The organism is Empedobacter sp. UBA3475, assembly GCF_002378465.1.
In the GTDB taxonomy this organism is placed as follows: Bacteria; Bacteroidota; Bacteroidia; order Flavobacteriales; family Weeksellaceae; genus Empedobacter; species Empedobacter falsenii_B.
In genome coordinates, this window is sequence record NZ_DFRA01000019.1 from 23,151 (window position 1) to 43,199 (window position 20,049).

17 protein-coding genes are annotated in these 20,049 nt (G+C 31.7%); 8 read left to right on the plus strand and 9 right to left on the minus strand.

The window, feature by feature from the left end; translation table 11 throughout:
- Nucleotides 1-11 precede the first annotated feature (11 nt).
- From B3I31_RS04765 to B3I31_RS04790, 6 genes are all read right to left on the minus strand, one after another.
- A complete protein-coding gene (locus B3I31_RS04765) occupies nucleotides 12-4,850 on the minus strand; it encodes a DNA repair ATPase (protein WP_291058753.1) in 4,839 nt (1,612 codons plus the stop codon).
- Between the two features lie 87 nt (nucleotides 4,851-4,937).
- Nucleotides 4,938-7,022 carry a flotillin family protein gene (locus B3I31_RS04770; protein WP_291058755.1) on the minus strand — a complete coding sequence of 695 codons (2,085 nt, stop codon included), beginning with the start codon at nucleotides 7,020-7,022 and terminating at the stop codon, nucleotides 4,938-4,940.
- 102 nt (nucleotides 7,023-7,124) lie between these two features.
- On the minus strand, nucleotides 7,125-7,817 hold the full coding sequence (locus tag B3I31_RS04775; protein WP_291058757.1) for an OB-fold-containig protein: 693 nt from the start codon (nucleotides 7,815-7,817) through the stop codon (nucleotides 7,125-7,127).
- Between the two features lie 19 nt (nucleotides 7,818-7,836).
- Nucleotides 7,837-8,034 (minus strand): DUF4177 domain-containing protein, encoded by a 198-nt coding sequence (locus tag B3I31_RS04780; protein WP_125350043.1) that lies wholly within the window; start codon nucleotides 8,032-8,034, stop codon nucleotides 7,837-7,839.
- 69 nt (nucleotides 8,035-8,103) lie between these two features.
- Complete coding sequence (locus B3I31_RS04785) at nucleotides 8,104-8,808, minus strand: PspA/IM30 family protein (RefSeq protein ID WP_125350044.1); 705 nt, start codon at nucleotides 8,806-8,808, stop codon at nucleotides 8,104-8,106.
- A gap of 12 nt (nucleotides 8,809-8,820) precedes the next feature.
- On the minus strand, nucleotides 8,821-9,213 hold the full coding sequence (locus tag B3I31_RS04790) for a YbjN domain-containing protein (protein WP_219034890.1): 393 nt from the start codon (nucleotides 9,211-9,213) through the stop codon (nucleotides 8,821-8,823).
- A gap of 93 nt (nucleotides 9,214-9,306) precedes the next feature.
- Here B3I31_RS04790 and B3I31_RS04795 point away from each other — a divergent pair, with 93 nt between their 5' ends.
- Nucleotides 9,307-9,966, plus strand: a complete 660-nt coding sequence (locus B3I31_RS04795; protein WP_286495889.1) for a helix-turn-helix domain-containing protein — start codon at nucleotides 9,307-9,309, stop codon at nucleotides 9,964-9,966.
- Nucleotides 9,967-10,128: 162 nt separating this feature from the next.
- Here the strand turns inward: B3I31_RS04795 and B3I31_RS04800 are convergent, their stop codons facing one another.
- Nucleotides 10,129-11,337, minus strand: coding sequence for an acyltransferase family protein (locus B3I31_RS04800; protein WP_286495890.1), 1,209 nt, complete (start codon nucleotides 11,335-11,337; stop codon nucleotides 10,129-10,131).
- A gap of 108 nt (nucleotides 11,338-11,445) precedes the next feature.
- Between B3I31_RS04800 and aspA the strand changes: the two genes are divergently transcribed.
- Nucleotides 11,446-12,843 (plus strand): aspartate ammonia-lyase, encoded by a 1,398-nt coding sequence (gene aspA / locus B3I31_RS04805; RefSeq protein ID WP_114997768.1) that lies wholly within the window; start codon nucleotides 11,446-11,448, stop codon nucleotides 12,841-12,843.
- Nucleotides 12,844-12,895: 52 nt separating this feature from the next.
- Nucleotides 12,896-13,201 (plus strand): hypothetical protein, encoded by a 306-nt coding sequence (locus B3I31_RS04810; protein ID WP_114997765.1) that lies wholly within the window; start codon nucleotides 12,896-12,898, stop codon nucleotides 13,199-13,201.
- A 72-nt stretch (nucleotides 13,202-13,273) separates the two neighbouring features.
- On the opposite strand, the gene B3I31_RS04815 is transcribed toward B3I31_RS04810, so the two are convergent.
- The gene (locus B3I31_RS04815) at nucleotides 13,274-14,416 is read right to left on the minus strand and encodes a DEAD/DEAH box helicase (RefSeq protein WP_286495891.1); all 1,143 of its coding nucleotides are present in this window, start codon (nucleotides 14,414-14,416) and stop codon (nucleotides 13,274-13,276) included.
- A gap of 243 nt (nucleotides 14,417-14,659) precedes the next feature.
- Here B3I31_RS04815 and B3I31_RS04820 point away from each other — a divergent pair, with 243 nt between their 5' ends.
- Together B3I31_RS04820 and B3I31_RS04825 are read left to right on the plus strand one after the other, a co-directional pair.
- Nucleotides 14,660-15,835 carry a trans-sulfuration enzyme family protein gene (locus B3I31_RS04820; protein ID WP_286495892.1) on the plus strand — a complete coding sequence of 392 codons (1,176 nt, stop codon included), beginning with the start codon at nucleotides 14,660-14,662 and terminating at the stop codon, nucleotides 15,833-15,835.
- 93 nt (nucleotides 15,836-15,928) lie between these two features.
- Nucleotides 15,929-16,438, plus strand: coding sequence for a hypothetical protein (locus tag B3I31_RS04825; RefSeq protein ID WP_286495893.1), 510 nt, complete (start codon nucleotides 15,929-15,931; stop codon nucleotides 16,436-16,438).
- A gap of 38 nt (nucleotides 16,439-16,476) precedes the next feature.
- On the opposite strand, the gene B3I31_RS04830 is transcribed toward B3I31_RS04825, so the two are convergent.
- Nucleotides 16,477-17,493, minus strand: coding sequence for a threonine aldolase family protein (locus tag B3I31_RS04830; RefSeq protein WP_286495895.1), 1,017 nt, complete (start codon nucleotides 17,491-17,493; stop codon nucleotides 16,477-16,479).
- A gap of 94 nt (nucleotides 17,494-17,587) precedes the next feature.
- Here B3I31_RS04830 and B3I31_RS04835 point away from each other — a divergent pair, with 94 nt between their 5' ends.
- The 3 genes from B3I31_RS04835 to B3I31_RS04845 all read left to right on the plus strand — a co-directional run bounded on the left by B3I31_RS04835 (nucleotide 17,588) and on the right by B3I31_RS04845 (nucleotide 20,029).
- A complete protein-coding gene (locus B3I31_RS04835) occupies nucleotides 17,588-18,259 on the plus strand; it encodes a response regulator transcription factor (protein WP_221854497.1) in 672 nt (223 codons plus the stop codon).
- Nucleotide 18,260: 1 nt separating this feature from the next.
- The gene (locus tag B3I31_RS04840; protein WP_221854498.1) at nucleotides 18,261-19,535 is read left to right on the plus strand and encodes a sensor histidine kinase; all 1,275 of its coding nucleotides are present in this window, start codon (nucleotides 18,261-18,263) and stop codon (nucleotides 19,533-19,535) included.
- Between the two features lie 65 nt (nucleotides 19,536-19,600).
- Nucleotides 19,601-20,029 carry a PepSY-like domain-containing protein gene (locus tag B3I31_RS04845; RefSeq protein ID WP_114997745.1) on the plus strand — a complete coding sequence of 143 codons (429 nt, stop codon included), beginning with the start codon at nucleotides 19,601-19,603 and terminating at the stop codon, nucleotides 20,027-20,029.
- Nucleotides 20,030-20,049: the final 20 nt, after the last annotated feature.

Genomic DNA, 20,049 nt, shown 5'->3' on the forward strand with positions numbered 1-20,049 from the left:
CGGCTTTTAGTTTATTTTTTCAAGATTGCTTGGATAATTCCTTCCAAATTTTCATTGAATTCGAGCAGTTGAGAAAAAACTTTATCGTCTTTATTCAAGCCGCCGTGCTTATTATTTTTGACAAACGTTGCTTTTATCGTTTCCCAACGTTCTTTTTCTTCAGAAGTCATCAAATCTGCAATTTCTTTTAAACGCAAAAGATTCGATTCTGTGTCGGTTGTCAACGTTTGCGATTCACTTTCGTAATGCGCCAAAATCGTTTCATTAATTTCTTTTTCGTTCATCATCGGAACAATTTTCGAAACTAATTTTGACATATTTCTGTACGAACCTTGCATCTTGAAAGGCGGTTCAGTTCTGTAATCATCTTGCATTGCCGCACTTGTAATATAATTTTGATTGACTTTTACGACTACATTTCTAATCTTAATTACATGTTTCAAAACAGCAATAAAATCATCAATTTCTTGTTTCAAATAATTGCCTTCCAAATCTGGAAGTTGTTCTTGATTTTCGGTTACAAAATTTGTTAACTTGTAAAAATCTGTCAAACTTTTCGAAGCAATTTTATCCAAATATGGATTATCGCCTGTCGCATTTTCAATCAAACTCAAGTTGAACAACGTTTCCGTATCACCAATTACATCACCCAAATTATACACATCAGCACGATTGGCCAACATATCCGGAATCTGAAATTTAGAACCGCTTTCCGTATATGGATTTCCAGCCATTACAATACAAAAACGTTTTCCACGTAAATCGTAGGTTTTACTTTCTCCTTCAAAAATTCCATCAATTTTTCGCTGTCCATCGGCTAATGAAATAAATTTCTGTAAAAATTCTGCACTCAAATGCTGAATATCATCCAAGTACAACATTACATTATCCGCCATTTCAAACGAAAGATTGATCTTTTTCAATTCTTCTCTTTCTCCAGAAGTTTTGGCTTCGATTGGATCGATTGACGTAATGTTATGTCCAATTGTTGGTCCATTCACTTTCACAAAATGCAAGCCCATTGTTTTGGCTAAATATTCCATCAAGGTTGTTTTTCCATAACCTGGCGGAGAAATTAATAACAACATTCCCATACGAGCGGTGCGTTTGTTTTCGCCTGCTGTTCCTAATTGTTTGGCTAAATTATTTCCGATTAAAGGAAAATAAACTTCGTTGATTAATTTATTTCGGACAAATGAAGTCAAAACTTTTGGTTCAAATTCTGCGATTTTTAAATCTTTCTCGTAAGTTTTCGAAATTTCTTCTTTCAGCTTTTGGAATGATTTAAAATTTGGAACATCAACAGTTGAAAAATGCTCTAATTTTGAAATGATTTCATGATAATTTTGTGTGTAAATTCCGTCAACAATTACCGCATGATTTCCTTTCAAATCTTCAATTTTGATGACAGAATTTCCATCATTTATATGATATTGATCTTTCGAAAATAAAAGTATTGTTGCTACTTCATTCATCACATTTCTATATGACGAATAATTTTCGTTTTCATCTATAAATGAATGAATCCAGTTTTCGATCAAGTAAAATTTTTCGGTAGAAGAAAATTGTTGATCTTCAATCAATGCATTAAAATCTTCCGAATTTTTATTTTGTTCTAAATAATTTACAAACTCTTTTTGAAATTTTTCAGCTTCTCTACTCATTGAAAAAGCTTGATATTTCGTGAAAGTTGTAAATAAATAGTGAGAAACTTTTTCTGATGATGTTTGTGATTTATCCCATTCTGTTTCCCAATTTTCAAAAAGCGATTTGATTTCATTTAGAATGTTTTCAAAACGATTTGAATTCGGAAAATTTTTCAAAATTAATTGAGCAGAATTAATCATCGCATTCAATTTTTCTTGCAAATTATTTTCTAAAGAATGCCAAAAAACTTGAGCAGTTGTGCGTGTTTGAGCATCAAATTGCAACACATCTAATTTAGAATTGACGTGCACTAATTCAGTGAAAATTCGAAGTGCGTCAAAATTATGCACACCTTTTATATAACCTTCCGAATAATTTTGTTCAATGATTTGATTGATGAATTTTTCAGCATCGAAATCTTTTTCATTTCTCGCTAAAAAAGCTTGATAAGCCAAATATTCAGCGCGATAAACCAATTGATTTTCCGAAACAAATTCTTGATTCCAAATATCTTGATAACGATAAATTTCTTCGTTTTTAACTTTTTGATAGAAACTTGTTCCTGTTAAATGATAAAATAATTCGTTGTTACGATTCATTAAAGTCAGCGCTAATTGCTGCGTATTGACCGTAAATTTATTTTGTCCGAGCGCAATAATATTTTGTCCATCAACAAAAAGTTCGGTTTTATCTCGTAAAACGCGAAGCGTATCTTCTTGCGATTTTTTCAAGAGGTTTTCAAGATTTTCGGCTTTCGAAACATCTTTCAAATCCTTTAATTCTTGAATAATTTGACGCATTTTGTCAATCATTAAATCCGAAGAATAAAACGCTAAAATTTCTTCTTTTTCTGAAAAAGTTTTGGATTTGTTTTCGATATTTTTCAAGACGCGCAAACCAATTTGCTCTAATGAATTGGTGCGTTTGTTGGTTTGTTCAACCAATTGTTCGCGCTTCGAATTGAACGCTTTGATAATTTCGTCGCGTTTATCTGCAATTTTTAAAGCGAAATCATCAAAATCTGAAAATTTACTTTCTAATTCTTCGAGCTGAACAATAATTTTTGTATTGTATTCTTCTGTTTTTTCGGCAGTTGTTGATAACTCTAAAAAATTGACTACACTTTGTTCCAATAACGTAATTTGAGCAGAAAATTCGGCAACCGCTTCTTTACTTTTTAAATCAGAAGTTTGACGTGTTAATTGCGCACGAACTTCGTTAAGCGAAGCAAAAATGACAGAAATTTTCTCAATAATTTTTGTCGTTTGTGTAGCGTCTTCAATTTTTAAACTGTTCAGAATATCAATCAATAATTCTAATTCGGAAGCAATTTTAAGACAAGCTTCTTCGATAACTTTCGCATCAATGACTTTTTCGATAGAAGCTACTAAGTTTTTCTGTTCAGCAACTTTTTCTTCGTATGGAATTAGTGCTTCATCCAATAAAAGAAACTCAATTGTTTTGGTTGATAAATTTTCGTTTACCTCTTGCAATCGGTTTTCTAATTCTTGAACACGCTCTAAATTGATGTAGCGAATTGAACGTAAATCAATAACTTTTCCTTGAATTTTACGAGCCTCAGCTAAATGTTCAACCAATAAATCCAATTGATTGTACGTTGTGCTATTTACTTTGAAAACGATTTCTTCAATCGATTCTTCCGTTTTTTCTAAGGTTTCTTGCGCAAATTTTTTCTGAATTTGAACTTTAGCAAATTCATCAATCGCTGTATTGGCAACTGTTTTTATTTCTAATAAAGGAACAGCAAGCTCAAAAGTCTCTTGATCATTAATCCAAAAATAGCCATCTACAATATTATTCGCTTTTTTTACAATGTCCTCGTATAAACCTTCGTACGAATCTTCTTTGTTGATTAATTGAATAACCTCCTGAGATTCAGCCATTGCTTTCACAATGTCTTTGTTCCCAATTTTATATAATGGATGATTTGTTTTCTCTGTATTTTCAATCAAACGTTCAACATAAGGTGTTTGCCAAATTTGAACTTGATGATGTCTTGTCGCTTCTTCTTCGGTGCGGAAATAAATTAAACTTCCATCTTTAAAAATCGTAAAACCATTACAAACTATAGGTGTTTCCACAGTTTGTTGAATGATATTGTACGATAAAAGAATGTATGTATTGGTTTCATCTTGATTGAAAATGTACATAAAATCTTCTCCGTTCGGAGAATTTACACGACGGAAAAATTGAAAATGCTCTAAATTATTATTATCGAAAAGATGATACGTTCCGTTTTGTAAATAATAACCATTCGAAAAAATTAAACCTTGATTATCGGGTAACAGAACTGCTGCATCTAAAAGTGCAGGAATGTTGATAACTTCTTTGGTGCGAACATTGTAAATATAGGCTCTGAAATCTTCTTGAAACGGTTTTATTTTAACCGCAATTAGATTTCCTAAATCGGCATAATAATATTCGGCATCGTCTAATTGTTGATCTAAATGTGTCACTTTTTCAGTGAAAATTCCTTTTCCTGAATCCGTATTATCTTCAATTTTAAAAGTAATATCACCACCAATTGCTTCGATAAAAATCTTATCTAAAATAGAAATATGTGGAAACTTTCCTAATCGACGATCATCGATAGAAGTTTTTTGCCATTCAAAATCAAATTGATCTGCTTTTTTTACTTCGTGAATGCTGCGATCATCTTGATAAATTAATTTTCCATCTTTGATTAACCATTTAAACGCTTTTAAATCTTGTGCGCTTTTACTGGTTTGGAAAACCATGTATAAATAATTATCTGTTCTACGAAATTTAGAAAAGATAGAATCGCGGTAATATTTATATAAATTCTGAAAATCTGTAAAGAAATTCTGATCGTTAATTAAGTCGAGAGGTTGAGGTATAAATTGATTTTCTTGAAACAGATAAATACTAAAAACATCGCTCAACTGAATGTCTGTGCGTAAACCGAAATGCACGTTGTACCCAAAAATACACAATTTATCGAACGCGATAATTCCACGTGAAATACAAGTGTTTTCTGTCGTAATTCTTTGGTTTGCGCTTAATGCAAAATTGGTAGAATTGAATACCTCTTTACGAGCTTCGTTCAATTTCGTTAATCTTTCTGAAAGAAAATCTTTTTGTGTAAGAAGTCTTTTTCGGATGATTTCGTACGCGCCTGCATCAAGCGTTTCGGTAACGTTAATATTTTTTTCTTCTTGCATTAAATTAAAATCTAAAAGGTGATTAAACGTGTTGATAAGAGCGATTGAAACGGTAAAATTTCAATCACTCTATTGTTGTTTAATGGATTAACCTATTTTTTTATTTGAAACACCTAACTGATTCGCAATTCCGAAAAGAGAATTGATAAATCCTGTGTCTTCGTTGTTTCCAGAAGCCGAAGCAGCTTGCTGTAATTTAATTAATGCAGCAGTAATTGTTAAGTTTTTGATGTCGTTTGACGAAATACCATATTTATCGGCAAGACTTCTCACTTTTCCAGCTAAATTGCTTCCACCATCTTCGTCAATCAACGCATTTTTGATATCTGTTGCATGTTTAGAATTGTCGATTAAATGGTCGAAACCTTTTGCATTCGAAACTTGTTTGACAATATTTTCGAAGAACATTGTTTCTCCACCAACAATGTCAATTTTCGCAGATTTTAATGCAGTTGATAATACTTCAGCTTGCGCTCCAGCAATATCTTTTTGAATGTTAATATGCGCCAATTCGATGTCTTTTTCTTTTTGTAATTGAAGTTTGAACTCTTCGTGCTCTTTTCCAACACCGTCCAATTTCTTCATTGCTTCTGCTTTTTCCTCGATTCCTTTCGCTTCTGCTAACGCTTTCTCGCGTACAACTTCCGCCTGTGCTAAACCTTCTTTACGCAACGCTTCCGCTTTTTTCTCGATAACAGATGCTTCTACAGTTCCTTGTTTCTCTTCCGCTTCTGCTTTCGCAACCATTACTTCTGCTTCAGATAAACCAATTGCAGCTTCTTCTTTGGCTTGTGCTTCAGCAATAATTTTACGTGCTTCCGCTTCTTTTGCAGATGCTTCTTTTTTCGCTTCCGCATCAATCAATAACTCTTGTGCTTTACGTTCTGCAACTTGTTTTTGTGCATCGGCTTCGATAACTTGACGAGCAGCTTCTTGTTCAGCAGCAATTTTAGATGCCTCCGCAGCTTTTACAGTTTCGATTAAACGCTCTTCGGCTTCTTGAGATGCAGCAATAATTCCGGCTTGTTTCTGACGTTCAACTTCACGGTAAACTTCAACGTCTTTTACACCTTGTTGCTCTTCAATTACGCCTTTTTCTAAAAGAACACGTTCTTTGATAACGCCTTGAATATTTTTCTTCTCAACTTCGATTGAACGTTCTTTATCAATCTGCGCTAAAGTCACAATTCGTTCACGTTCTGTTTGCTCCAAAGCGCGATCTTTTTCAACGCGTTCCGTTTCGATAGCATCAGTACGAACTTTATTTTTTTCTGCGATAATAATTTGACGCAATTTATTTTCTTCTTGAACTGCTAATTGCTCTTCTGTTGTAATACGAACAGATTCAGCTTTTAGACGTTCTTCTTCACGAACTTTTGCAATTTCTGCTTCTTCACGTGCTTTTATATTTTCGATTTCTCTGCGTTGACGCTCTTCTTTTTCGGCTAATTGACGCTCTAATTCTAAGATTGCTTCACGTGCTTCAACGTTTTGTTTTTTGATTACTTTTTCTTCTTCACGACGAATTAAATTGGCGTTCATATTTTGTTGAGCCGTTAATTCAGTGATTTTTTTGATTCCTTCAGAATCTAAAATATTGTCTGGACTTAAAAATTGTAATTCAGTTTGTTCTAAATAATCAATTGCACAGTCATCTAAAATATATCCATTCAAATCTGTTCCGATGATATTTAAAATTTCATCTCTAAATTCACGTCGAGCTTCGTATAATTCGATAAAGTCGAATTTTTTTCCGACAGTTTTTAAGGCTTCTGAGAATTTTGCTTCGAAAATACTTTTTAATGTTTCTGGTTCTGATGCTCGTTCTGTTCCTAAATTTTGAGCAACATTGATGACATCATTCACCGATTTATTAACTCGAACAAAAAACGCAACTTTGATATCTGCACGAATATTATCTTTACAGATTAAACCGTCGTGCTGTTGACGAGCAATGTCAATTTTTTTGATTGAAATATCCATAATTTCCATTTTATGAAAAACAGGAATTACGTACATTCCTTTGTTGAAAGCTACTTGCGAACCTCCAACACCAGTACGAACGATAGCTTTTCCTTGAGGAACTTTTTTATAGAAAACGCTTAAAACGACGATAAATGCAATAAAGATGAAAACGATAACACCAACTGCTAAAAGAATAAAATTTGTCATGAGATAGTTTTTATTAGTTTTTGATTGATTTAATGAATAATTAAGGTTAAAATATCTTCGATAATAAACGAAGTAAGTTGAAATATTAGTGTCATGATTGTGTTAAATGTTGTTTAAGGTTATGTGTTTGATGACGAAGTAATAATGATTTGCAGGCGATTCGTCGGTGATAATAATGGTGTCTCCAAAATTAATTTCTTCGCCATTTTGACTTTTGATGTTAAGCGTAATGATATCTTTCTCGATTTGAAATTCGGCAGAACCTATTTTATCACCCATTATTTTAGACTTCGATTTTCCGACTCTTCCGATAAAATCTGTTTCCTCTTCTCCGTGATAGCCTAATTCTGCATAAACTTTTACAAGAGGTTTTGTAATCCAATGCATCATAAAATAAGCGATGATGAAAACTGGAATTAAGATTAAAACTGAATACAATCCTAACTTGCTTAATCCAAAAACAATCGAAGAAATAATGGTAATCACCCAACTGATAAATTTGAACAAAGTAATAATTACCATTAAGGGAACTTTACCAACATTGATAAATTCTAAACATTTTGCCCAAAAACCTGGTTCGTGATGTACGTCTGCATCTGCATCGTGGTCGGCGTCAATTTCGTGGTGGGCATCAACATCATTGATGTCTCCGATATGAAAATCAGAATCTGTTCCAAGATCAATTCCGTCACCAGCTAACAGTTGAAATACCCAATAGACAAGAGAAAATCCCATCAAAATGGTCATAATTCCGTTGGCCAATGGATTAAAAAGAAGGTCTAAAATTTCGGTCATTTAGTGTTAATTTTTAATGTTAAATAGCTCTTCTGAATGTATAATAAATAATTTTCGTTGTGCTGTTGATGGAAAGCGGAGTGGAAGTGATTAATTCCCAGCCTTCATTTCCATATTTATTTAGTAAATCATCCAAAAATGTTTTATCTATTTTGATAGAAAATAAGCCAGCGTTAGGCATTATTTCTATTGTTTTGTATTCATATTTAGATGCCATAGTTTTGATTTTTTAAAAGAGATTAATTTACTAAAAATTTTATAGAAATAATTCACTATAAAAAGTGATTTATTCTTGATTTTTCGACTGAATTTTTAGCTTTAAAGCTTCTAATTCATTTTGAATCAAATCACCTTTCAAGGTTTCGTTAATTTCGTCATCAGCGGTTTTCGAATTGTCCGCTAAACTTCCGTAAGCTTGTGCAAGTGCTTCGTCTTCTTCTACTTTGGCTTTCATGCGTTCTAACATGCTAATTGTGCTATTCGCATCAATTTTTGCCATTTGTTTGTTTACTTGTTTTGTGGCATCAGCAACTTTTACACGAGCTTTTAATGTTGTTAATTCATTTTCCCATTTATTAATGTTGAATTTAAGAACCTCAACGTTTTTGTGCACTTCATTTGCAGATTTTTCATGAATAATCACTTGATTTTCTAATTCAGTAATTTCTTCTAACAATTGATTTTTTAAGCTCAAAGCTTCTTTCGCTAAATTTTCGGCTTGTTCAATTGTAATTTCATTTCGCTCAGCTTTTTCTAACAAAAGAATTGCTTTTCGTTCATAATCTGCAGCTTCTTCTTTCTTTTTGTCGACGCTATTTTGCGAACGAATTGCCATTGCTTTTACCTTTGCGTAAGCCTCTAATGATTGATTAAGATCGTCGCGCATTTCGCGAATTCCTTGTTCTGTCATTTTGATTGGGTCTTCCATTTTTTCGACAACCGAATGTATTTCCGCTTGTCCAATTCTAAAAATACGTTTGAAAATATTCATAGTGATATTGTTTTATTGTTTAGAAAATTCGATTAATTGAGCAGAATATTCGCTCATCAATAAGCTCAAAGAATTTAACGTTGCTTCAAATTCGTTTTGATCAAGATTCGCAATTTGAAGTGTGTAACGATAAATAACTTTTTTTCCGTCTTCTGTTATTGCAAAAGCACCATGAATGATATCGCGATTTTTCATCAACAACGCTTTTAGCATTTCCAGATTATCATTTGTAATTGTAAATAAATACAACTCGAAAATGATAACAGGTGGTGCAATTCCTACAATCAGATTTTGAACACCATCCAATAAATTTTCAATCATAAAAACACCCTCTTTTTCGTCTTTGTAAGTGATGGTGTAATTGATGTTTTGAATAAAATTTTCAATCTTCGAAAAATAATTCATTTTGTTGTTATTAGTGTTTTTTGTAATTTGTTTCCATAAAATTAAACAATTTGCTAAAATAATTAGCAAATAAAAGTGTTAAAATTTTAAATAATGACAAAAATAGGTGAAAATATAAAGAAATTAAGACAAGTTAAGAACTTAACTCAACAGGCTTTTGCTGATTTGTTCGAAGTTAGTAGAGGGAATATTTCATCTTATGAAGAAAAACGTGCAGAGCCACGAATTGAAACAATTTCTCAAATTGCTAAATATTTTAGCATTCCAATAAGTCATTTGATCGAAAAAAACTTAACAGTTAACGAAATATTACACTTTGATAACTATTTTGAGGAAGCTGATATGTTACGAAATGTTAAAAATTTGAGCGCGATTCCTTTTTTATCACGAGAAATAATTCAGTTAAAAAAAGAATTATTTTCTAATATAGAAAATTATCCGTCGATTTACTTTCCAATCTATAATTCGCATCAGTTTATTGCGTTAGAATATTCTTCGGGTATCGCTTCACCTATCGATTTTACAGAAGAAGAATCGTCTATTTTATTTTTTGAACATTTGGAAGTGGAAAATTTACATTTGGTAAATGATAAGTTTGGTTTGTATTTGAATGATGATGAAATTTTTGTTGGGAAGTTTACTCAACACGAAAATCAATTGATTTTGGAATTAAATCAATGGAAACAAATTATTTTTGATGTTGAAAATATTCAGCACTTTTATCAGTTTTATGCTGTTTATAAGAAGGTTTAGAAATAATTTTTATAAGTAAGATTGTTTTCTAAATATTAGATGTTTCTACATCGTTTGACTCGCTCAACATGACAAGAAAATCCAATCTAGGCTGATAATTAATGTCATGTCGAGGAATCGAGACATCTCTTCTAAAAACTTATAATTTACTACTCAAGACTTTTAAACTTTAATATAAATCTTCTTTTTATCTAATAAATAAGCTAACCACCAAAAGAAAGCTAAGAAAATTAGCGAATAAACAAATGAACCAATTTCTGGAATTCCAGGAATTTTAGCGCAAACATTTTCGTAGAACCAACCCAATGGTGAAATGAATTTGATTTCTCTTTTGTCGTTTAAACCAGCTTCAATTCTGATTAAACCTAATAATCGAGGTAATAATCCGCTCAAAACAAAGATGAATAAAGGATTTTTTCCAAAAACATCAAAGAATTTCATGAAACCATTTTTGATGCCTAAAATTTCGATGAACCAAATCATTGATCCAATTGTCAAAATTGCTAAACCAGTTGTGTTGAAAACATAAGAACTGCTCCAAATCTTTTTATTGTACGGAAAATCCCATTGCCAAACGTAACCAATTGTCAACGCAATTGTTCCTAAAACAAATAAGCCAGCTAACATTTTATATTGCGGATTGTCAGTTTTTGGTAAAGGACGATTCAACCAATTGATATTTCCTTGTTTCTGAATATAATCACCAACCAAATACCCAAATAAAACCTGTGGAATAGTAGAAATTGTACTGAAAATTCCTTCGGGATCAAACGGTACTCCTTCTCCTTTGTAAATATGCGCTAAACCAAGCAATTGATTATCAATTTTAGTTCCGATAAAACCTTCTAATGAATAAGGGGTAGAAGTTCCAAGTCCGAAAGTTAAAACCCAATAAAGTAGAAGAATCGCACAACTTATCAATAAAACTTGTTTTTGTTTAAAATAAAAAGCAATCACCGAAGCGAAAAAATAAGCAATTGCAATTCGTTGTAAAACGCCCATTATTCGGATTCCGCTTTCTTCTGAATCTTTCCATGCTTTGAAAATAAGTTCATTATTATCCCACTTGAAAAATGGCCACCAATTGATGAATAATCCAATTCCGAAAATTAGAATTGTTCGTTTTATTACTTTTTGCCAGAAAATTTGTTGAGGTTGTTGTTGTAATTTTGGAATCATAAAAGCCATTGCATTTCCTAAGGCAAACAAAAAGAAAGGAAAAACCAAATCTGTTGGTGTGCATCCGTGCCATTCTGCATGCTCCAAAGGATCGAACATAGCCGACCAAGTTCCTGGATTATTTACCAAAATCATCAACGCAACAGTTGCGCCACGAAAAACGTCTAATGAATAATAACGAGCTGCTTTCATCTCTTTTGTGTTAATGTTTTAAAGATATAGATTTTTTAAATTTTTTGGAAAAATGCTTTTCAAAAAGATACTAGATTATTCCTTACCTTTAATTGTCAATAACAAACAATAAATAAAATGAGAACGGAGTCTGATTTATTAGGAGAATTACAAATTCCTGAAACGGCTTATTATGGTGTGCAAACGCAACGTGCCATTAATAATTTCAAAATTTCCAATAACTATTTGTCACATTATCCCGAATTTGTAAAAGCGCTTGGTGTTGTGAAATTAGGAGCAGCGCAAGCCAATCACGAATTAGGAATTTTATCGAAAGAATTATTTGATGCGATTTCTTTTGCTTCGAATGAGTTAATAGCTGGTAAATATACAGAGCAATTTCCAATCGATATGATACAAGGTGGTGCGGGAACTTCTACAAATATGAATGCAAATGAAGTAATTGCAAATATTGCTTTGGAGTATTTAGGAAAACAAAAAGGAGAGTATCAATTTTGTTCGCCAAATGATCATGTAAACCTTTCGCAATCTACGAATGATGCCTATCCATCTGCTTTGAAATTAGCATTATTTAATATGAATAAACCTTTGGTTGAGGCATTAACTTCGTTGTATGAGGCACTTGATAAAAAAGGGAAACAATTTGGTAATGTTATAAAAATGGGACGTACGCAATTGCAAGATGCAGTTCCAATGACGCTTGGGCAAGAGTTTGAAGGTTTTTCGAATACATTACATAAAGAAGTTGATAATTTAAACCGAATTGCTGCCGAATTATTAGTAATTAATATGGGTGCAACTGCAATTGGAACTGGATTGAATGCTGTTCCAGGTTATGCACAATTGTGTACAACTAAAATAGCTGAAATCATGAATGAAGATGTTTCGTTGGCTGATAATTTAGTTGAAGCAACTTCGGATACAAGCTCGTTTGTGGATTATTCATCAGCTTTGAAACGTCTTTGTGTGAAGTTGTCGAAAATTTGTAATGATTTACGTTTGTTAACATCTGGTCCGAGAACAGGTTTGTTCGAGATTAATTTACCTCCAAAACAACCAGGATCTTCGATTATGCCAGGGAAAGTAAATCCAGTAATTCCAGAAGTAGTGAATCAAGTTTGTTTTAAAGTGATTGGAAATGATTTATCAATAACAATGGCTGCCGAAGCTGGTCAATTACAATTAAATGTAATGGAGCCAATAATTGGTTTTTCGATTATGGAATCGATTCAATATTTAACAAATGCGATGAATACGCTACGTGTTGAATGTGTGGATGGAATTACAGCAAACGCAGAACATTTGAAAAATGAAGTACAAAATAGTATTGGAATTGTTACAGCTTTAAATCCTTACATTGGTTACAAAGCAAGTACAAAAATTGCGAAAGAAGCTTTAGAAACAGGAGGAGGTGTATATCAATTGGTCTTAGATCACGGTTTATTGTCGAAAGAACGTTTGGACGAAATCCTTGATCCTAAAAATATGCTTGGTCCACATATCTAGAAGTTGTGAGTTAGTAGTTATGAGTGATAAGTTTTGAAAAAATAAATTAATAATGAAACCTTCGAATCTTCTAAAAATAGAAACATTAAACGATGAATGGCTAGATAAGGATGTGATTATTTTACATGCTTGTTTTCAGATTTTATGCGATTGTATTGAAAAAGAAAATTTATTTACAAGTCATGTTGATTGGATGTATGATGATGAACATAAAAATGCAAAAATTGAAATTGAAAACTTATATAATTGGTGGAATAAACGTAAGCTCGATAATGATAATTTAGAAAATAATCAATATGAAGAAGATAATCAAATGTTGAAAAAATTAATAGAGTTTAGACAATATCTTTGGACTTGATTTAATTAAAAAATTATGAGTAATGAGTTCAGAGAAAACTTAGAACTTGTTACTCATAACTTAAAACTTATTTTAATATCCGTGTAAATTCACATTATCAGTTGGAAGTAAATCAACTTTTTTACCCATTTTTTTCTGAATGATTTTGAAATGATGCAAATCTTCTTCTGTAATCAAACTAATGGCTTTTCCGTTTGCATTTGCACGACCTGTACGCCCGATTCTGTGCACATAATCTAAAGGCGAACGAGGTAATTCGTAATTAATAACAGTTGGTAAACCTTCGATATGAATTCCGCGTCCAATCAAATCTGTTGCAACCAAAACTTTAATATCACCTAGTTTAAAATCTTCCAAATTATCCATTCTAGCGCCTTGGGATTTCTTACTGTGAATCGCCATTGCAGAGATTTTATTCTTTTTTAATTTTTCTACTAAATTATCTGCAGTTCGTGTCGAAGAAACAAAAACCAAAACTTGTTCTAAGTTTTCAGATTTGATTAAATAACGTAAAAAAGGACCTTTTGTTTCGGCATCAACTTTATAAGCAACTTGTTCGATTTGTTCCAAATCAATTTCTTGTTTTTTGATTTCAACAACAATTGGATCAATACTTAATGTAGATTTTATTTCATCAATTTTATCATTCAAAGTTGCAGAAAATAGAATTGATTGTTTCTTTTTCGGAACACTTTTCAAAATTCGGTTCATCTCATCTCCAAATCCTAATTGGAACATTTTGTCTGCTTCGTCAATCACCAAATATTGCAATTGATCCAATGATAACGCATTATGATCCATCAAATCCAATAAACGACCAGGAGTTGCAATCAAAACTTCAGTTCCATATAAATTCTTCATTTGTGGATTAATTGAAGTTCCACCATAAACAGCTTGTGTTTGTACTTCGCGACGTAAAGCAGTTTGTAATCCTGCAAAAGTTTGTTCAATCTGAACTGCTAATTCACGTGTTGGAACTAAAATTAACGCTTTTATATTACGAGATTTTTCGTACGATTGATGCTGAATTTTTTGTAGCAAAGGCGCAACAAAACACAAGGTTTTTCCAGAACCAGTTTTTGCAATTCCCATCACATCTTTTCCTTTTAAAATAGATGGAATTGTTTCGGTCTGAATTTCAAAAGGTTTTAAAAATCCAAGTTTTGTAATTGCTTTTGATAAATATGGTGATAATCCTAAATTTTCGAATGACATAAATTGATATAAGACTGCAAAGGTAGAGATTAAATTTGAATGATATTTTAGGAATAATTACTCGTTTAATTATTTTTAATCGTGATGATAATGAAAGTTTTAAAATCGTTTCTGAAATATTTCTAAAAATCTTTTTAGAAACAGTCAAATTATCGAAACAACGATTGAAAACAGAAATAATTTCTGTTTAAAACTTTATTAAAAGCTTTTTGCTTAATAAAACTATCGTTAACTTTGATTCTTATGAAAAAAGATCAGTCTAAGATAATTCGTGAGCAAGCGCCAAGATCTGCTACTCGCGAGCATTCGGTTCCATTATATTTAACATCAAGTTTTATTTTTGATAGCGCAGAGCAAGGACGTGCAATTTTTGCAGAAGAAGAGCAAGGTATGGTTTATTCACGTTATGCAAATCCAAATACAACAGAGTTTATTAATCGCGTTTGTGCTTTGGAAAAAGCAGATGCAGGTTTAGCTTTTGCTTCGGGAATGGCTGCTGTTTTTGCATCTTTTGCTTCGTATATAAAAAGTGGAGATCATATTGTATCGAGTCGTGCAATTTTTGGTTCTACACATCAATTAATTACGCAATTATTTCCGCGTTGGGGCGTAACTTATACATATGTAGAAACGCCAAATATCGAGGATTGGGAAAAAGCAATTCAATCAAATACAAAAATTGTTTTCTTAGAATCGCCTTCAAATCCTGGATTAGAATTATTTGATTTAGAATCTTTGGCAAAATTGAAAGAAAAACATCCGAATGTTATTTTTGCAATTGACAATTGTTTCGCAACACCATATTTACAACAACCTTTGCAATTTGGATTTGATTTATCTATTCATTCTGCAACAAAATATATGGACGGACAAGGTCGAGTTTTGGGTGGAGTAGTTGTAGGGGAAGAAGAATTAATCAACGAAATGATGTTTTTTATTCGTCATACAGGTCCAGCGATGTCAGCTTTTAATGCATGGACAATTTCTAAAAGTTTAGAAACGTTGCCACTTCGTATGGATCGTCATTGCGAAAATGCGTTGGCGTTGGCAGAAGCTTTGGAAAATCATGCTGAAATTGCAGATGTAAAATATCCATTTTTACCATCGCATCCGCAATATGAGTTGGCGAAAAAACAAATGAAAAGCGGGGGTGGAATCGTAACATTTGAAGTGAAAGGAGGAAAAGAACGTGCTTTCAGATTTATTGATGCATTAGAAATGATTTTATATACGTCTAATTTAGGGGATTCGAGATCGATTGCAACGCATCCAGCAACTACAACTCACGCAAAATTATCAGATGCAGAACGTGCAGATTTGGGAATTAGGCCAGGCTCTATTCGTTTATCAGTCGGTTTGGAGGATAAAGTGGATATTATCGAAGATATTTTGCAAGCGTTAGAAAAAACTAAGGTTTAATTAATTTATTGATTAGTTGTTGATTAAATATAAATTTTAATAATTTATTCATTTCAGCACGGACTTTGCTTATTCTAAACGAAAGTTTAGAATATGAAGAAGTTTTTAATTTTTGGTTTTGCGTTGTTTACAATGTCAAGTTATGCGCAAAATAGACCAAATGATGGAAATAATAGAAATGTCGATATTTTAATTGAAAGATCTGATTATTACGGAATATCAAGTAGTCAAAAAAATAAAATAATTGCTTTAAAAAAACAAGCAAGTAAAGATTTCGAAAGAGTTGGAAGAGATCGTAATTTATCTGGTTACGAAAAAGGTAGAAGAAAAAGAGAGATTTCTTACAATTTACAACGTGATATTGATAAAATCTTAAATGATAATCAACGTTATAAATGGTCAAATTCTCATCGTGACGATTATTACAAAGATCGAATTGATGATCGGTTAGAGCGTTTAGAAGACGAATACGAAAGAGATATCAAGGGAATAGAACGTAATTATTCTTACGATAAAAATTTGATGAAACGTAAAAAAGAAATCAGAAAAGCAGAATATAAACGCGCGAAAGAGCGTTTGAAAAATGTGAAAGATTATTATTAAAATAAAAGGATCCAATAATTTATGGATCCTTTTATGTTTTATATTAATTTGATAAAATTTTCTACTTGTTCCTCTGGTGTTGTCCAAGAAGTGACTAATCTAATTGCAGAATTTTCTTCATCAATTTTTTGCCAAATATAAAACTCAAAATCTTGTTGTAGTTTTTCGATAATTGAATTTGGTAAAATAGGGAAAATTTGATTGGAAGATGGTTCTGTCAAAAAGTTGTGACCTTTTGCTGAAATAGCATTTGCTAATTTTTCTCCCATTTGATTGGCGTGTTTTCCCATCTCGAAAAATAAATCATCTCGAAACATTTCCGAAAATTGAATTCCTATCAAACGTCCTTTCGCTAACATTCCGCCTTTTTGCTTAATATGATAACGAAAATCTTCGTCCAATTTTAAATTATTTATCACAATTGCTTCACCTAAAAGTGCACCATTTTTAGTTCCACCAATGTAAAAAACATCTGCAAAATTTGCCATATCTTCTAAGTTTAAATCACATTTAGAAGAAGTTAAAGCAGAAGCTAAACGTGCGCCATCAACAAAAAGGTATAAATTATTTTCTTGGCAAAAATGATAAAGCTTTTGCAATTCCTTTTTTGAATAAACACTTCCAACTTCCGTAGAATTAGAAATATAAACCAATTTTGGCTTTACCATATGCTCGTCCGTATGTGTGGCAAGAATAATCGAAATTTGCTCAGGAGTTATTTTTCCATTATCCGTCGCAATGGTATTTATTTTATGTCCTGTTGCTTCTATCGCGCCCGTTTCGTGAACGGCAATATGCCCGCTTTCGGCTGCAACTACAGATTCGTGTGGTTTTAGAATAGAAGAAATTACAATTAAATTGGCTTGTGTTCCACCAGAAACAAAATGAATTGCTGAATCTTTTTTCAGTCTTTTTTTGATGAACTCTCTTGCTTCATTGCAAAATTCGTCTTCGCCGTAACCAATTGTTTGTTCTAAATTTGTATCGATTAATCGTTGCAAAATTGCTGGGTGAGCACCTTCGCTATAATCATTTTTAAAGCTATATTTTTTCAAAATTGAAATCTTAAATTTTGAGAATAAAAGTAGGAGTTTTCCTAATTCTTTCCTATTTTACTATCTATTTTTACCAATTATTTAAACTGAAGTTATGAAGATTTTAGTCGTAGAAGATGAAATAAAATTGCAAGAAACAATTGTTGAGTTTTTAGAAAAGGAAAAGATGATTGTCGAAACAGCAGATAATTATCAGCAAGCTTTGGATAAAATAATTTCGTTCGATTATGATTGCATTTTATTGGATATGATGTTACCAGACGGTGATGGAATGTCTTTGTTGAAGGAATTGAAGAATCTTCATAAAGAAACTTCGGTGATTATTTTGTCGGCGAAAGATTCGGTTGATGATAAAGTAGAAGGATTATTGGTTGGCGCGGATGATTATTTAGCGAAACCATTTCATTTTGCTGAATTATTGGCTCGAATTAAAGTTGCTTTGCGCAAAAATCTACAAAAAGGAGAGGATGTTTTGAGTTATAAAAATATTCAAATTTTTCCCGAAGATCGTTTGGTAAAAGTAAATAATATCGAACTGAAATTAAACAGAAAGGAATATGATTTGCTGTATTATTTTATGTTGAGACCCGAACGTGTTTTTCAGAAAACAACTTTAGCAGAAAGTGTTTGGGGAGATCATATTGAGCTATCTGATAATTTAGATTTTATTTATTCGCAAATAAAAAATCTAAGAAAAAAAATGAAAGAAGCAAATTCTGAAGCCGATTTACAAGCGGTTTATGGGATTGGTTATAAGTTGATTTAACATGAAAATATCACTAAAAAATTATACATTTCGTTACCTCACATTTTGGTTGCTTATCGTTATTGCGATTTGGGCATTTCTTTTTCATTCCTTGATTTTGGATGAAGTTTATGACAATGTAGATGACGGATTAAAGAATCAAAAAATTGAAATTATTCGAGAAGCTTATCGCGATCCGAATTTATTAAATACAACCGAATTTGGATTAAGTCAATTCAAAATTTCCAAAGTTGATCCAAGTAAATATGATGAAAGAAATCACTTTTCGAATGAGTTGGTTTACATGGGATACGATGATGATATGGAACCTTATCGTATATTGAGAACTGGTTTTTATGACAAAGAAAATCATCCGTATTCATTAGAAATAAGAACCTCAACAGTCGAAGAAGATGAATTGATTTATGATTTATCGATTTCTTTGATTGCGTTGTATGTTTTTATTTTGATTAGTATTTTATTGATTAATCATTTTGGATTGAAAAAAGCCTTCAAACCTTTTGGGCAAATTATTTCTCAATTAAGAAAATATGAAGTAGGAAATAACGAAAAACCAAAACTTGTCGAAACGAATGTGAAAGAATTTTCTTATTTGCAAAAAGAAATTGAGCGAATGATTAATCGAAATGATGAGGTTTTTAATTCACAAAAATTGTTCATCGAAAATGCTTCCCACGAATTGCAAACACCTTTGACAATTGCGCTAAACAAACTTGATTTGCTAATAGAAAATTCAGATTTAAAAGAAAAAGAGGTGATGAGTTTGGTAGAAACCAAGCAAACACTTTGGCGAATGGTGAATCTTAATAAATCGTTGTTAATGTTATCTCGAATCGAGAATAATCAATACAAAAATAATGTTGAAGTTAATTTTACAGCTTTGACAAAAGATTTGATCGAAGATTATGAAGAAATTTTAGAAGCAGAAGAAATTAAATTAGAAACGAATTTTAAGGCAGATTTTATTCTTGATTTTAATATCGATTTAGCGCGAATTTTAATTTCAAATTTGATTCGAAATGCGATCAAACATAATAATGATGAGAAAATTATTAAGATAGAAAGTGATTCAAATCAATTTATAATTTCGAATACAGGGAAAAACGCAACATTGGATTCGAATCTTATTTTTAGTCGTTTTTATAAACAAGGAACAAGTGATGGAAATAATGGCTTGGGGCTTTCGATTGTGGACACGATTATCAAAAATCAACAAAATTTGACGTTACGTTACAATTATGAGTTTCCTTTTCATCAATTTATTTTGAAAAAATAAATTATTCCCAAATCTTTCCTAATTCACTTTGCAACTTTGTCTTAATAATTATAAAATCAAACAAAATGAAAAAGTTTTTAAGTGTTATCATGTTAAGTGCAACGTTGATTTCTTTTGCTCAAGATAAAGCAATAAAATATAACCAAGTTCCAAAAATGGGACAGCAATTTATCAACAAATATTTTGGTGTAAAACAAGTTGGTTCTGTGATGTTGGACGACGATTATTTTTCGAAAGAATATAAAGTGTATTTGGCAAATGGAACAAAAGTAGAATTTGATGGAGACGGAGCTTGGAAAGAAGTCGATGGAAAACGAAATGCTATTCCAACAGGATTTATTCCAGCTAAAATTTCGAATTATGTGAAAAGAAGTTTTCCGAATACTACAATAACAAAAATTGAAAGAGACCGAAAAGAAATTGAAGTGAAATTGAACAATGGACTTGAATTAAAATTTGATAAAAACGGAAATTTTAAGAAAATTGATGATTAATAAATAAAATAAAAAACTCC